Annotated in this window: 17 protein-coding genes; 8 read left to right on the forward strand and 9 right to left on the reverse strand. The window is 60.1% G+C overall.

Going from position 1 to position 11341, the window contains the following annotated elements:
- Window positions 1–8 precede the first annotated feature (8 nt).
- On the forward strand, window positions 9–173 hold the full coding sequence (locus PDO_RS26920; protein WP_037072617.1) for a DUF1328 domain-containing protein: 165 nt from the start codon (window positions 9–11) through the stop codon (window positions 171–173).
- A gap of 71 nt (window positions 174–244) precedes the next feature.
- On the opposite strand, the gene PDO_RS04190 is transcribed toward PDO_RS26920, so the two are convergent.
- From PDO_RS04190 to PDO_RS04210, 5 genes are all read right to left on the reverse strand, one after another.
- Window positions 245–442 (reverse strand): hypothetical protein, encoded by a 198-nt coding sequence (locus PDO_RS04190; protein WP_007598250.1) that lies wholly within the window; start codon window positions 440–442, stop codon window positions 245–247.
- Complete coding sequence (locus PDO_RS04195) at window positions 439–789, reverse strand: hypothetical protein (protein ID WP_007598252.1); 351 nt, start codon at window positions 787–789, stop codon at window positions 439–441. Before PDO_RS04195 ends, PDO_RS04190 begins: the two co-directional genes overlap by 4 nt.
- Before the next feature lie 86 nt (window positions 790–875).
- On the reverse strand, window positions 876–1949 hold the full coding sequence (locus PDO_RS04200; protein WP_007598254.1) for a zinc-binding metallopeptidase family protein: 1074 nt from the start codon (window positions 1947–1949) through the stop codon (window positions 876–878).
- Between the two features lie 58 nt (window positions 1950–2007).
- A complete protein-coding gene (locus PDO_RS04205) occupies window positions 2008–2994 on the reverse strand; it encodes a sensor histidine kinase (RefSeq protein WP_141649813.1) in 987 nt (328 codons plus the stop codon).
- 113 nt (window positions 2995–3107) lie between these two features.
- Window positions 3108–3902 carry a response regulator gene (locus PDO_RS04210; RefSeq protein WP_007598258.1) on the reverse strand — a complete coding sequence of 265 codons (795 nt, stop codon included), beginning with the start codon at window positions 3900–3902 and terminating at the stop codon, window positions 3108–3110.
- 152 nt (window positions 3903–4054) lie between these two features.
- Here PDO_RS04210 and PDO_RS04215 point away from each other — a divergent pair, with 152 nt between their 5' ends.
- Window positions 4055–4243, forward strand: coding sequence for a NepR family anti-sigma factor (locus tag PDO_RS04215; RefSeq protein ID WP_007598260.1), 189 nt, complete (start codon window positions 4055–4057; stop codon window positions 4241–4243).
- 159 nt (window positions 4244–4402) lie between these two features.
- On the opposite strand, the gene PDO_RS04220 is transcribed toward PDO_RS04215, so the two are convergent.
- Both PDO_RS04220 and PDO_RS04225 read right to left on the reverse strand, forming a co-directional pair.
- The gene (locus PDO_RS04220) at window positions 4403–4855 is read right to left on the reverse strand and encodes a hypothetical protein (protein WP_007598263.1); all 453 of its coding nucleotides are present in this window, start codon (window positions 4853–4855) and stop codon (window positions 4403–4405) included.
- Window positions 4856–4857: 2 nt separating this feature from the next.
- On the reverse strand, window positions 4858–5241 hold the full coding sequence (locus PDO_RS04225; RefSeq protein WP_007598264.1) for a DUF883 family protein: 384 nt from the start codon (window positions 5239–5241) through the stop codon (window positions 4858–4860).
- 186 nt (window positions 5242–5427) lie between these two features.
- Between PDO_RS04225 and PDO_RS04230 the strand changes: the two genes are divergently transcribed.
- Window positions 5428–5625: a CsbD family protein gene (locus PDO_RS04230; RefSeq protein ID WP_007598265.1), complete on the forward strand. Its 198-nt coding sequence runs from the start codon at window positions 5428–5430 to the stop codon at window positions 5623–5625.
- Between the two features lie 63 nt (window positions 5626–5688).
- On the opposite strand, the gene PDO_RS04235 is transcribed toward PDO_RS04230, so the two are convergent.
- Window positions 5689–6546, reverse strand: a complete 858-nt coding sequence (locus tag PDO_RS04235) for an aromatic ring-hydroxylating oxygenase subunit alpha (RefSeq protein ID WP_007598266.1) — start codon at window positions 6544–6546, stop codon at window positions 5689–5691.
- Window positions 6547–6718: 172 nt separating this feature from the next.
- Here PDO_RS04235 and PDO_RS04240 point away from each other — a divergent pair, with 172 nt between their 5' ends.
- The 5 genes from PDO_RS04240 to PDO_RS04260 all read left to right on the forward strand — a co-directional run bounded on the left by PDO_RS04240 (window position 6719) and on the right by PDO_RS04260 (window position 10423).
- Complete coding sequence (locus PDO_RS04240) at window positions 6719–6925, forward strand: hypothetical protein (protein WP_244426340.1); 207 nt, start codon at window positions 6719–6721, stop codon at window positions 6923–6925.
- Window positions 6926–6941: 16 nt separating this feature from the next.
- Complete coding sequence (locus tag PDO_RS04245) at window positions 6942–7625, forward strand: Rieske (2Fe-2S) protein (protein WP_007598268.1); 684 nt, start codon at window positions 6942–6944, stop codon at window positions 7623–7625.
- Window positions 7625–8257 carry a glutathione S-transferase family protein gene (locus tag PDO_RS04250; protein WP_007598269.1) on the forward strand — a complete coding sequence of 211 codons (633 nt, stop codon included), beginning with the start codon at window positions 7625–7627 and terminating at the stop codon, window positions 8255–8257. The genes PDO_RS04245 and PDO_RS04250 overlap by 1 nt, the downstream gene beginning before the upstream one ends.
- Window positions 8258–8304: 47 nt before the next feature.
- A complete protein-coding gene (locus PDO_RS04255) occupies window positions 8305–9261 on the forward strand; it encodes a D-2-hydroxyacid dehydrogenase (RefSeq protein WP_007598271.1) in 957 nt (318 codons plus the stop codon).
- Window positions 9262–9334: 73 nt separating this feature from the next.
- Window positions 9335–10423, forward strand: a complete 1089-nt coding sequence (locus tag PDO_RS04260; RefSeq protein WP_007598272.1) for an enoyl-CoA hydratase/isomerase family protein — start codon at window positions 9335–9337, stop codon at window positions 10421–10423.
- A gap of 106 nt (window positions 10424–10529) precedes the next feature.
- Here PDO_RS04260 and PDO_RS04265 read toward each other — a convergent pair.
- On the reverse strand, window positions 10530–11341 hold an 812-nt coding region (locus PDO_RS04265; RefSeq protein ID WP_007598275.1), incomplete at its 5' end, for a DUF4435 domain-containing protein.

The following is an 11341-nucleotide window of genomic DNA, read 5'->3' on the forward strand; positions in this document are numbered from 1 at the left end:
GAAACATCATGCTATACTACGCTCTCGTCTTCCTCGTCGTCGCATTGATCGCCGGTGTTCTCGGCTTCGGTGGCATTGCCGGCGCATCCGCCGGGATCGCCAAGATCCTCTTTGCGATATTCATCATCCTCTTCCTGATCTCGCTTGCGATGCGCCTGTTTCGACAGGCATAAGATCAGGAACGAAGGCGACAAAAGGGGCCTTGCACAATGCAGGGCCCCTTTTTTACTTGGTTCAGAACAACCTACAGAATGATCCAGGCCAACCCGGCAAGCATGGCGACCAGGATAGCGACCATGACGGAAACCGTAAACGCGCCGTATAGCGGCGGCACCTTGGCACCCAGGTCGGCATCGAGACCGGCCTCTTGCGCCATATCGAGGGTCTGACGGTCGACTGCCGGGTCTGGCGGATATTCGCGATTTCGGATCGGGTCTGTCATTTGATCTCCTGGAACCGGTCAAGCGGGACCGGAATACGCCTGGGGACCTGCGGCATCATCGCCTGAGCCTCGACCGATGAAGCGTCCGCGCGTCTATCGAGGCTTGCAAGCTTGGCCGGATCGATCGAACGGTGAATGTCTCGCCCCGCGACAAGCTCGGCGTCGACGGGAATGCAGTCACCGTAGACAATGCCGGCAAGACGCTCAGCCTGCCGCATCTGCTGCGGCAGCGCAGTTCGACAGGCCTGACCGGTTTCATAGGAAATAACGGCGACTGGCTCTTCAAGACACGAAGTGTCTTGCGAGTGGCAAGCAACGATTACCATCAAAGCAGCCAGGGTGTTCATCACTGATCTCCGCGTTATTTAAATGTTAACGCGGGAAAACCCTCGAAGTTCCGGGGCTGTTAAGCAATTCAACTTCGGCCTGGTGTTCAGGACATCCGGCCGGAGCGGATCAACTGATGAATATATTTGAGCTTTTCGAAGACCGGCTCGGACAGGATGAAGGGATAGAGATCGTGCTGGCCCATGCTGCGGTTGATGCTGTTGATCGCCAGCGTCAGCGGTACCCAGGCACGGATCAGCGCTTCCGAGCTGCCGCTGCGATAGCTGTCGAAGGTCTTGCTCAACGTCAGCCCCGATACATCCGTGTCGGCTTCCGGATTGGTTCTGAGCCCGAACGCATCGGCGGTGTCGAGCGCATCGACGATATGGAAGTAATGCGCGAACGTTTCGGCAAAATCCTCCCAAGGGTGGCTTGCCGCATAGGCGGTAATATAGCTGAGTTCCCAGCCGATCATTGGCCCTTCGGCATAGTGTCGCTTGAGGGCTTCGCCATAGTCGACCCTCTCGTCGCCAAACACCGCGCGAAACGCATCATATTCGCCACGATCGCGCACCAGCACATTCCAGTAATAGTGTCCGACTTCATGGCGGAAATGGCCAAGCAGGGTGCGGAACGGCTCGCCCAAGGCAACTCGGCGGGCTTCGCGCTCGACATCCGAAGCCTCGGCGATGTTAAGCGTGATCAAACCGTCCTCATGGCCGGTCAGAACAGGCCCCTCTTCGGTTGCGACGACCTCGTCGGCAAGAAACTTGAAACCGAGCCCCTGCGCGGGATTTTCGCCGCGGGTCGTCATTGGCAGATCGAAGCGCAGCAGCGAATAGAACAGGTTGCGCTTGGCGAGCTCGATCTTCTGCCAGTTGGCGATGTTCTGGGGGATGGAGATATCCGGAATGGTCACATTGTGTCGGCAGGCGACACAGAAGCCCGAGACGTCATTGTCGTCGACCAGCCAGTTGCAGCCGCCGATATCGGCATTGGCACAGGGATGCGCCGCCCAGCCTGGTTCGGCGGAATCGGCAAGTATGGCGCTGCCGTCCGGCCGCAGGGCCACCATGTCCAGCGCGCTCGGCCTGAAGGCCAGGCGCGAGCCACATGTGACACAGCCGTTGTTCTCGAAATGGACGACGTTTGAACAGTTCGAGCAACTGAACAGGCGCATGATCAATCACCATGGTCTGGAGGGTTTGGAAGGCGGAACCCGGAAGAGTTCATCGCAACTAATCGAAGATCTCAAGCGGGAAGGTCAGCTCGTAACGGATTTCCGCCTGGCCGAACTCGTGCTGTGCCGTCCCATTGACGGAAGACGGCACCACGCGCTCAAGAACGGTACTGCCAAACCTGTTGGTCTTGACCGCCTTGATATCATCGGCATCCGCGATGCCGAAGGGCTCCACCCAGAGGATGCGGACCATCGGACCTTGCGGCGTGTCCAACCGCGTGCAGGTGACCTCGATCGGCCGGCGCCGCTGCAGGAAATCGCCATGGCTGACCGCGTTGACGACCAGTTCATGCAGGGCAAGCCCGATATGCAGCGAAGCATTCGGCGTGAGCAGCACATCGTCGCCCGAAACATGCACCAGATCCGCATTTTCCTGAACATAGCGATCCACCTGCTGCTTCAGCAGGTCGCGGAAATAAGCACCGCGCCAACTGCTGTCGGTGATCAGATCCTGCGACTGCGACAGCGCATGCAAGCGGCCGCGGAATTTGCCGAGAAACATATCCAGCGTGCCGGCATAGCGGGCGGTTTGCGAGGCGATGCTCTGGATGATCGCCAGCAGGTTCTTTGACCGATGACTGACTTCGCGCAGCAAGGCCCTCAGCAGACGCTCGCGACGGCGATCCTCGGTTCGGTCGATCACCACGGTGATCAGGTGAAGCTTGGCGTCGGTCATCTCGACCAGCCTACAGCGAAACTCGAAAAAGCTGTCGTCGCCGGCTTCGATCTCGAGGTCGGCCCGGTCGCCCGCCTTGACCAGGGTCGACTTGATCTCGGTCAGCCGTTGGCCGATTTCCGGTCCGAAGATGGATTCGTCCGTTGGCCGCGCCCCGGCTTCCAGACGCCATTGCGGCGGAAGGGCGGTGATGCAGACATAGGTACCATCTTCGTCCTGCAGGATCAGGCTGGCACCCATATCGATAAGAGCGGTTATGAAGAACTCGCGCAATTGCTCTTCGCCGCGCTGAGGCTCAAACCATGTCAATCGATGTACCAACTGTCCTGCTCCGCCGTTGCTCGGCCCTTCGGATCAGCGCCAGCGCTCCATGCGCCGGCACGCGATCCCAAGCCCTTGTCTTTATTGCATTTATCCGCGCCTTACGCCTGTTCAGCGACCTGCTCGTTGAAGAACAGGGCCTGGCTGATGAGCGCCTTGACCATGTCCGGATTGAATGGCTTCGTGACCAGGAAGGCAGGCTCCGGCCGCTCGCCGGTCAACAGACGCTCTGGGAAAGCCGTGATGAAGATCACCGGAATGGTGTCCACCTTCAGGATATCGTTCACCGCGTCGATGCCGGAACTGCCGTCGGCAAGCTGGATGTCCGCCAGCACCATCTTCGGGCTGGTGCGCTTGTAAAGCTCGACCGCTTCGCTGTGCGTCCGGGCGATGCCCGTCACGCGGTGGCCGAGATCTTCCACCATCTGCTCGATGTCGAGCGCGATCAGCGGTTCGTCCTCGATGATCATGATGTCGGTTGCGACCTGGCGAGAAATCTCGGCGGACGCTTCATTGAAGAATGTGTTGAACTCGCCTTCGCTGACGCCGAGAACGGCCGATGCTTCGGCGGTTGTGAAGCCCTCGACCGTAACCAGCAGGAAGGCGTGGCGTGCACGGGTGGGAACGGCCGCGAGATTGGCAGCCGCGCGCTTTTCCCATGCGAAAGGAGAGGTGATCGGCGGCAGCTCGACCTTGGTTGAATCATAGATCGACACAAACAGGTGATACAGCGCCACCCGATCATCGCCGGTATCGGGGAAAATCGAGATATCGGCAATCAGCGCTTCCAGGACGGCAGCGACATAGGCATCGCCTGAGGTCTGAGAACCGGTAACGGCGCGTGCATATCGCCTCAGATAGGGAAGGTGAACGGCGACGCGGGCAGTAAGGGACATGCATTTCTCCAATCGCATATGAAAATACGGGTGCGGACACGGCTGAAAACGTTCGGCGTAAAAAATAGTTCCATCGCAGCGGAACTTTTTTGCATCAAAAAGGTTATCAGGCTATTCGCTCCCGCCTAATGAACTGACGGAATTGGACAAAGATGGCCAAGAGCCCAAAAGACAAGCCCGAAAAAAGCAAAGCTGCCGACACCAAGGGCCAGAATTCCAACGCATTGATTGCCTCGAAACTGCGCGGATATTACGACACCATCATCGATGAAGGCACCCCATCGCATTTGATCGACCTGCTCGAACGCCTGCACGAAGCCGAGCTCAAAGCGAAGAAATAACGGCTTTCCTTACTGATCCGCCCTTGTCGCTTCGGCACCGGATGACAAGTTGAGACCGGAAATACCAGCCCGGACGTGTTTCCGGACCAGATATGTCGCTGGCCAGATGACCGGCTATCTCGTGACCGGCCATCTCGCCAGAATATTCAATCGTCACGCTCAATCGTCATCCGATCTTGTCGAGCCCGTCCCCTGGCTTTTCGCCATGGCAAACACCACCGCCGCTATGGCCAATGTGGCAAACAAGGATTTGCCGCGCATCATCGTCGGCAGACCCGCGAGGATCTGCAGCGTGACCGGATCCGGCAATCGAGCCCGCGCTGCCCGTTGACGCGCCAGAAGGCGTCGCTCCGAGCGCCGATTAAGAGCGGAGACCACGCCGATCACGACAACCGCAGCCACCGCCGTCACAGCCGCAATGATCAAGGCGGCCGTCACCGGATCATATTCCCGCGACAGATAGATACCGAGCGCCAGAAACAACGCGATATAGGTGGTCAGTCCGAAAATGCCCGCCACCACGGCCCCGATCAGGGACCGCGCCACGCGCCTGGCCGTCGGCCGCACCTTGCCGAAGGCCAGAACACCGAGGTGTTGCATCAATTGCAGCATGATCAGCGCCGGCTGAGCAAGGCGAAGATATAGCCAACGCCCGCCGCGATCGCCAGCGACTGGAACGGGTTGGCCTGAACCTGGGCTTTCAGATCCTGCTCGACGCCGACCAGCGTATCGCGCGCCGCTTCGACATACTGCGTCGAGGTTTCGGCGGCATCTGCGCCCAACTGGCTTGCCATGGTTCCGGCTTCCCGGATCTTGCCGCTGCCGAAGGACGCGACCGTCTTGGTCAACGACGCCAGGTCACGACGAAGGTTGTCGAGCTCAACCTGGATGTCGGCGGGCGTGGCGGACGCATCGGTCGAAGCAAGCGCTTCAATACGATCGGCAATATCGTTTGCCGTGTCTTCGATCTTTCGTTTGCTGGTGGTCGATAGCGCCATGTTCGGAGCCTCCGTAAGCGTTCACAATGATCTCAAGTTCGTCATGACAACGCGGCAAGGCCGTTTGGGTTCCCTCGCGCCGTGCTCTTTCTTTGCCAGCCGGAACGGGAACTTCGGCAAGACAGGCACGTTGTAGATGCCGAGGGCATGAGCCTCTCATCAAACACAAGACACGGGAGACTTCCGATGAATTGGAATCAGGTTGAAGGCAATTGGGAACAGTTCAAGGGCAAGGCCCAGACCCAGTGGGGCAAGCTCACGGGCGATGATCTCGACGTGGTCGCCGGCAAGCGCAAGGAACTGTCCGGCAAGATCCAGGCAGCCTATGGCAAGACCCAGGAAGAAGCCGATCGCGAGATCGACGACTGGATGAGCAAGAACTGAGACCCGACGAGGTCATGAGTTGAAGAAGCCCGGAGGCAACCGCCTCCGGGTTTTTTTTATTGCCTACGCGGCTGTCGTTGCGCCGTAGGTGACGCCCTTTTCCTTCAGCCAGCGCCTGTAGGCAATCGACGACGCATCCGCCCGCGTCGGGATTTCCTTGCGCGGTTCGAGCGGCAGCAGCACCGGCCGCTGGTTTTCCAGGATGATCCTGTCCTGCAGGAAGATCAGTTGCTGGAAATGCACCAGTTCCGTCGTCGTCGAGACATCGTCGATCAGATACATGATCGGATGCGCCCGGCAACGGTCTGGATCGAGCGGCTGCACGAACAGCCCGATCACATCCCAGCGCGTGTCGGAGTTCGGGCAGGTCTTGTAGAGGATCGTGGTGAACGGCGTCATCACCCGGTACATGTATTGTGTGGTGATGCCATCGGTCGCCGACAGCGCCGCCTGCGGCTGGAAGAACTTGCAGTTCGTCGCCCAGACCTCGTCGGCGTCGCGACGGATCTCGACGTCATATTGCTCGACCTCGGTATAGGGCTCGGCGCCGAGAACATCCGTATGCACAAAGGGAAAATGCGCCATGTCGAGAAAGTTCTCGACGATTCTCAGCCCCGACGCCTTCACCGTCACCACGCCGCAGGCCACATAGCGACGATCCGGCTCGTCGGCTTCCGGCAACGCAAAGATTTCACGCTCCGGCACGCCGAGCGTCGTCCAGAGAAAACCGAAGCGGTGGCGCAGCGGCAAGGCGCCTTCGCGGCCTTCGGCAAACACCGCGACCGCGCCATTCTGCTCTTTCACGACGATGAGGTCCGTTCCCAGAAGTCGGTTTGACGAGCGCCCGACCGGAATGACCGCCTCGGTGTCGATCACGTACCACTGGTCAAGCGATGCCCGATCGATTTCGCCTGCCGCCATGTCCTGATCCTTCATCTGGGGGTGCGCTGAATTTCCGCTTGAACCCCGTCGCAACCCACCGCTAGATTGCTCGAAAATAGAGCGAGCACAATTGGCAGGCAACAACATTCCCCAGGCGAGCGGCCGCAAAAACACAGGCATCTCCTGCGAATTCATTTTTCGCGGCAGCCTGATGTCCGAGAGTTTCCTGGAATTCGCCCGCCATCGGGCAGCGAGGCTCGACCTGGCGCTTACCATCGGCATCTGCGACACCCAAGCCTGCATGCTGACGGTGCGCGGACCGGATGCGCTGATCGATGCCTTTGAAATGGCCGTCAGCCTCGGCCCTTACGATTGCATCATTCTTGATATCGAACGCAGCGATCACCCGCAGGGTTGATCCGGAGATTTTGCAGATGACCGACACCACCCTTTGGGTTCCCGTCGCCCTGTCGACATCGATCGAGCCCGGCACGTCCGCCGGCACGAAGATTGACGGCGCGGAATATGTCGTCTGGCGCGATGACGGGGGCAAGGCCCATGTCTGGGAAGATCGCTGTCCGCATCGCGGCATGCGTCTGAGTTTCGGCTTCGTGCGCGGCGATCAGATTGCCTGCCTCTATCACGGCTGGCGCTACGACAGCGCCGGCCAATGTCGGCTTATTCCGGCCCATCCGGATCTGGATGTCCCCAAGACAATCAAGGTCCCGACCTTTGCCGTGGCAGAGGCGGGTGGCCTGATCTGGACCGCCATGTCGCCAGACAAGGATCACACGACCATGCCCGACCTGCCGGAGGATCTGCTTTCCGTCCGCAGCCTCTATGTCGATGCCCCGCTCGATCTTTGTCGCGATCATCTGGCAGAGGCCAGCCCGCCGGACATGGAACCCGCCGAACTCACGACACTCTCCCCCCTCTGCCTGCAGCGCACGGCAGCGGGCAGCATGCTCGTCATCGCGTTTCAGCCGTTGACCCCCGACAGGACGGCGCTGCACATTCTCGTTTCGGCATCTGCCGACAACCAGACCCGTGCACGGCTGGCGACCTGGGCGACCGGGCTTCGCTTTGCACTTGAACACTCTTTCGCCAGGGTCGCCTGATGTCTTCGCTCACCCTTTACAACTACGATCTCGATGACAGCTGTTACCGCGTCCGCCTGCTGCTCTCCCTGCTCGGCCTCAAATACCAGACCATTGCCGTCGACATGCAGCCGGGTCGCGAGCAGGAACAGCCGCATATGCTGGCGATCAATCCGGCAGGCACCCTACCGATCCTGTCGGATGGCGACCTTACGCTTTCAGGAACCGAGGCGATTCTGGCCTATCTCGCGCGTGCCCATGACCCGTCTGGCCAGTGGCTGCCATTGGACCCGGCGCGCTATGGTTTGCTTCAGCAATGGCTGGGCTTTGCCGGGCACCAGCTGTTCGCCGCAGTGGTCGCCCGGCAACAGGCGCTGTTCAAACCGGGCGGGGCGAAACCCCAGACGATATCCGATGCGCGCCGTGCCCTGCGTATCATCGATGACCACATGACGTTGCAACAGATCCGCGGCTTCGAATTCGTCATTGCCGAGCAGCCGACGATTGCCGATGTCGCGCTCATCGCAAGCTTTGCCCTGTCGCGTGATTTCGGCCTCGATCATGACGAATTTCCGGCCCTGCGCCGCTGGCTGCGTCGCTTCCGCAAGCTCGATGGTTTCATCACCATGCCGGGCATCCCCGACTATCACTGAGGCAAACGTGCCAAGACCGCGCGCCGCATCGCCACAAGGGTTCCACCATGATCCGCATCGTCTTTCTCGACCGCCACACGCTCTCTCCGGAAACCGTGGTTCGCGCGCCAGGTTTCCCGCATGAATTGATCGTCCATGATCGCACCAGCGCCGATCAGGTGGCCGAGCGGATCAGGGATGCCGATATCGTCATCACCAACAAGGCCCCGGTGCGCGCCGATGCCTTGGCCTCGGCCAGCCGCCTGAAACTGATCGCGGTTTCAGCCACCGGCACCGACATCATCGATCTTGCCGCCGCCAAGGCAAAGGGCGTATCGGTCTGCAACATCCGCAACTACGCCAAACACACGGTGCCGGAACACACCTTCGCGCTGCTGCTTGCGCTGCGCCGGTCGATCATCCCCTATCGCCAGTCGGTTCTGGACGGTCGCTGGCAGGAGGCGGCGCAATTCTGCTTCTTCGACCATCCGATCGCCGATCTCGGCGCCTCGACGCTCGGCATCATCGGCCACGGCACGTTGGGCCAATCCGTCGGCCGCATTGCCGAGGCATTCGGCATGACGGTGCTCGTCGCCGGCCGCCGCGGTTCGGATGAACTGAAGCCGGGGCAAACCGCCTTCGACGAGGTGATGCGGCGCGCCGACGCCATCACCCTGCATTGCCCGCTCAATGCCGAAACACGCGGCATCATCGGCGCGCGCGAATTCGCCCTGATGGAGAAGAAGCCGCTGATCATCAACACCGGCCGTGGCGGACTGGTCGATGAGCTGGCGCTGGAACTGGCCCTCGACAAGGGCCAGATCGCCGGCGCCGGCTTTGATGTCACCGATGGCGAGCCGCCGGCAACCGGCAGCCCGATGATGCGCATTGCCTCTCGCGACAATGTGATCCTGACACCGCATGTCGCCTGGGCGAGCCGCGAGGCGATCCAGACGCTGGCCGACCAGTTGATCGACAACATCGAGCTGTTTGTCGCCGGCACCCCGCGCCACCTCGTCGGATAAACGCAACCATAGACGCACTTGCTCTTCAGCGACGACGCATATCTAACTCTCTGGAAAGACAAGGGAGGATGGCATGCGTTTTCTGGAGGCGAACTATCAGGGCAATGAGATCCTGACGGCGAGGAAAGGCGCGCTCGGCCTGATCGCGCTCAACCGTCCACGGGTGCTCAACAGCCTTTCCCACGAGATGGTGGTGGATTTCGGCAAGGCTCTCAATGCCTTCGAGACCGATCCGCAGGTGGCCGCGGTTCTGGTCACCGGCGAAGGCGAACGCGGGCTTTGCGCCGGCGGCGACATCCGCATGTTCTACGAGAGCGGCAAGGCCGGTGATGGCAAGGCGTCCGCCTTCCTCAGGGCCGAATACCGGCTGAACGCCCGCATCGCCCGCTCCGCAAAGCCCTATATCGTCGTGATGGACGGCATCACCATGGGCGGCGGCGTTGGCGTGTCCAGCCATGGCAGCCACCGCATCGTCACCGAAACGACAAAGCTCGCCATGCCGGAAACCGGCATAGGCTTCTTCCCCGACATTGGCGCATCGTGGCTCCTGTCGCGCGCGCCCGGCGAACTCGGCACCTGGATGGGCCTGACCGGCGAGGCGATCAACGGCGCCGACGCGATCAGCGCCGGTTTCGCCGACTGGTTCGTGCCGCACGACCGGATCGCTGAGCTTCTCGGCAAACTCGCCAAGTTGCCGCTGCCAGCGCTCGGCCAGACCATTGCCTCGACCATCCGGGACTTTACCGTGGACGGCCCGACCGGCCCCTTCTGCGAAGGGCGACAACTGATCGACCGCTGCTTTTCATTCGACACGGTAGAGGAGATTGTCGCCGCCCTGGAACGCGAAACCTCCGAACTCGCCGCCAAAACCCTCGTCACCAGAACCCTGGCCGCCATGCGAGCCAAATCGCCGACCAGCCTCAAGGTAACACTCAGGATGCTGCGCGAGGCCCGTCGCTCGAAAGACCTCGAAACCTGCCTCGAACGCGAATTCGCCGGCACGCTGCAGGTGGTGAAAGTGCCCGATTTCTATGAGGGCATAAGGGCTGCGATCATCGACAAGGACCGCAATCCGAAATGGTCACCGGCACGGCTGGAGGATGTGGCGCCGCAGAGCGTCGAGGCGTTCTTTACGGAGAAGGATGAGCGGTTGTTTGGGTAGGGTTGGAGACGCCTAGAGTTCGCGACCGACAGACGGCGAGTCCCTATGCTCGCGGACAGAAGCGTTGAGCTGGGCCAAGACGCAAATATCTCCTCAGGCTACGACTCTATGGGCGCGGGATAGGCGTCGGCAACAGGTCTACTAACGCTGCCAGCAGTGCTGGCTGGCTCTTACCGCGCAATGTTCGTCCAATGAACTCTTCCAGCGACTTCTTTTGGTGTCCCAGCAGCTTCGCAGCTTCAGCCAGAAGGCCCTTGTTATCGTAGTGGCGCAAAATGGTTGCATAGTCGCCGTTAGCGACGGCGTTTGTTAGCTGAACCTGCATGTTCTCGAAGATTGTTTGGGGGTCAACCGCTGAAGTTGCGTTACGGAAATCTGTCTCCAGCGTTTGGATATCGGTCGCTGTAAGACCTATCCTCTTCACCATCGAGTCGATCCGACGTCTCGTGTAGTCGAGGCTTATTCGATCAATCTCACTGGATGCGAGGCTAATCACTCGCGCCCTAAGATCATTCAGCTTTTGGTTTGCCTCAGCTTCATCGAACGCGAGTGCCATCGCCAGTTCCTTAAAAACTGTCGGCAGCAGCAGCATATTTTCTACTTCTGAGACAGGCAAAGTGTAGACGGATTTCTGAGCCAGGTATTCGCTCTCCTGAACGGATCGTCCATCGCTATCGATGATGCCCGCGCATCCCACCCGATGAAGTTCTTTGCGGTTTGCAAAGCTAGCGACGGTATGGATCACCTGATCGCAGCTGCCTACCGGAATCACAGTGAAACCTTCGAAGACTCGACGGTAGAGCGCTATGTCCAGACTTCCTCCGTCTCCTTCCACAAAGAGCACAGGTAAGCGACTGCCAACAATCAGTGCGACAACGTCGTCGGGAATGTGCGTGTTTTCGGGGACATGCTCAATAT

The sequence above is a fragment of the Rhizobium sp. PDO1-076 genome, from assembly GCF_000247475.1.
GTDB lineage: Bacteria > Pseudomonadota > Alphaproteobacteria > Rhizobiales > Rhizobiaceae > Allorhizobium.

Coding starts and splice junctions, on each gene's coding strand:
- PDO_RS26920 (WP_037072617.1), top strand. CDS start 9: ATGCTATACTACGCTCTCGTCTTCCTCGTCGTCGCATTGATCGCCGGT.
- PDO_RS04190 (WP_007598250.1), bottom strand. CDS start 442: ATGACAGACCCGATCCGAAATCGCGAATATCCGCCAGACCCGGCAGTC.
- PDO_RS04195 (WP_007598252.1), bottom strand. CDS start 789: ATGAACACCCTGGCTGCTTTGATGGTAATCGTTGCTTGCCACTCGCAA.
- PDO_RS04200 (WP_007598254.1), bottom strand. CDS start 1,949: ATGCGCCTGTTCAGTTGCTCGAACTGTTCAAACGTCGTCCATTTCGAG.
- PDO_RS04210 (WP_007598258.1), bottom strand. CDS start 3,902: ATGTCCCTTACTGCCCGCGTCGCCGTTCACCTTCCCTATCTGAGGCGA.
- PDO_RS04215 (WP_007598260.1), top strand. CDS start 4,055: ATGGCCAAGAGCCCAAAAGACAAGCCCGAAAAAAGCAAAGCTGCCGAC.
- PDO_RS04220 (WP_007598263.1), bottom strand. CDS start 4,855: ATGCTGCAATTGATGCAACACCTCGGTGTTCTGGCCTTCGGCAAGGTG.
- PDO_RS04225 (WP_007598264.1), bottom strand. CDS start 5,241: ATGGCGCTATCGACCACCAGCAAACGAAAGATCGAAGACACGGCAAAC.
- PDO_RS04230 (WP_007598265.1), top strand. CDS start 5,428: ATGAATTGGAATCAGGTTGAAGGCAATTGGGAACAGTTCAAGGGCAAG.
- PDO_RS04235 (WP_007598266.1), bottom strand. CDS start 6,546: ATGGCGGCAGGCGAAATCGATCGGGCATCGCTTGACCAGTGGTACGTG.
- PDO_RS04240 (WP_244426340.1), top strand. CDS start 6,719: ATGTCCGAGAGTTTCCTGGAATTCGCCCGCCATCGGGCAGCGAGGCTC.
- PDO_RS04245 (WP_007598268.1), top strand. CDS start 6,942: ATGACCGACACCACCCTTTGGGTTCCCGTCGCCCTGTCGACATCGATC.
- PDO_RS04250 (WP_007598269.1), top strand. CDS start 7,625: ATGTCTTCGCTCACCCTTTACAACTACGATCTCGATGACAGCTGTTAC.
- PDO_RS04255 (WP_007598271.1), top strand. CDS start 8,305: ATGATCCGCATCGTCTTTCTCGACCGCCACACGCTCTCTCCGGAAACC.
- PDO_RS04260 (WP_007598272.1), top strand. CDS start 9,335: ATGCGTTTTCTGGAGGCGAACTATCAGGGCAATGAGATCCTGACGGCG.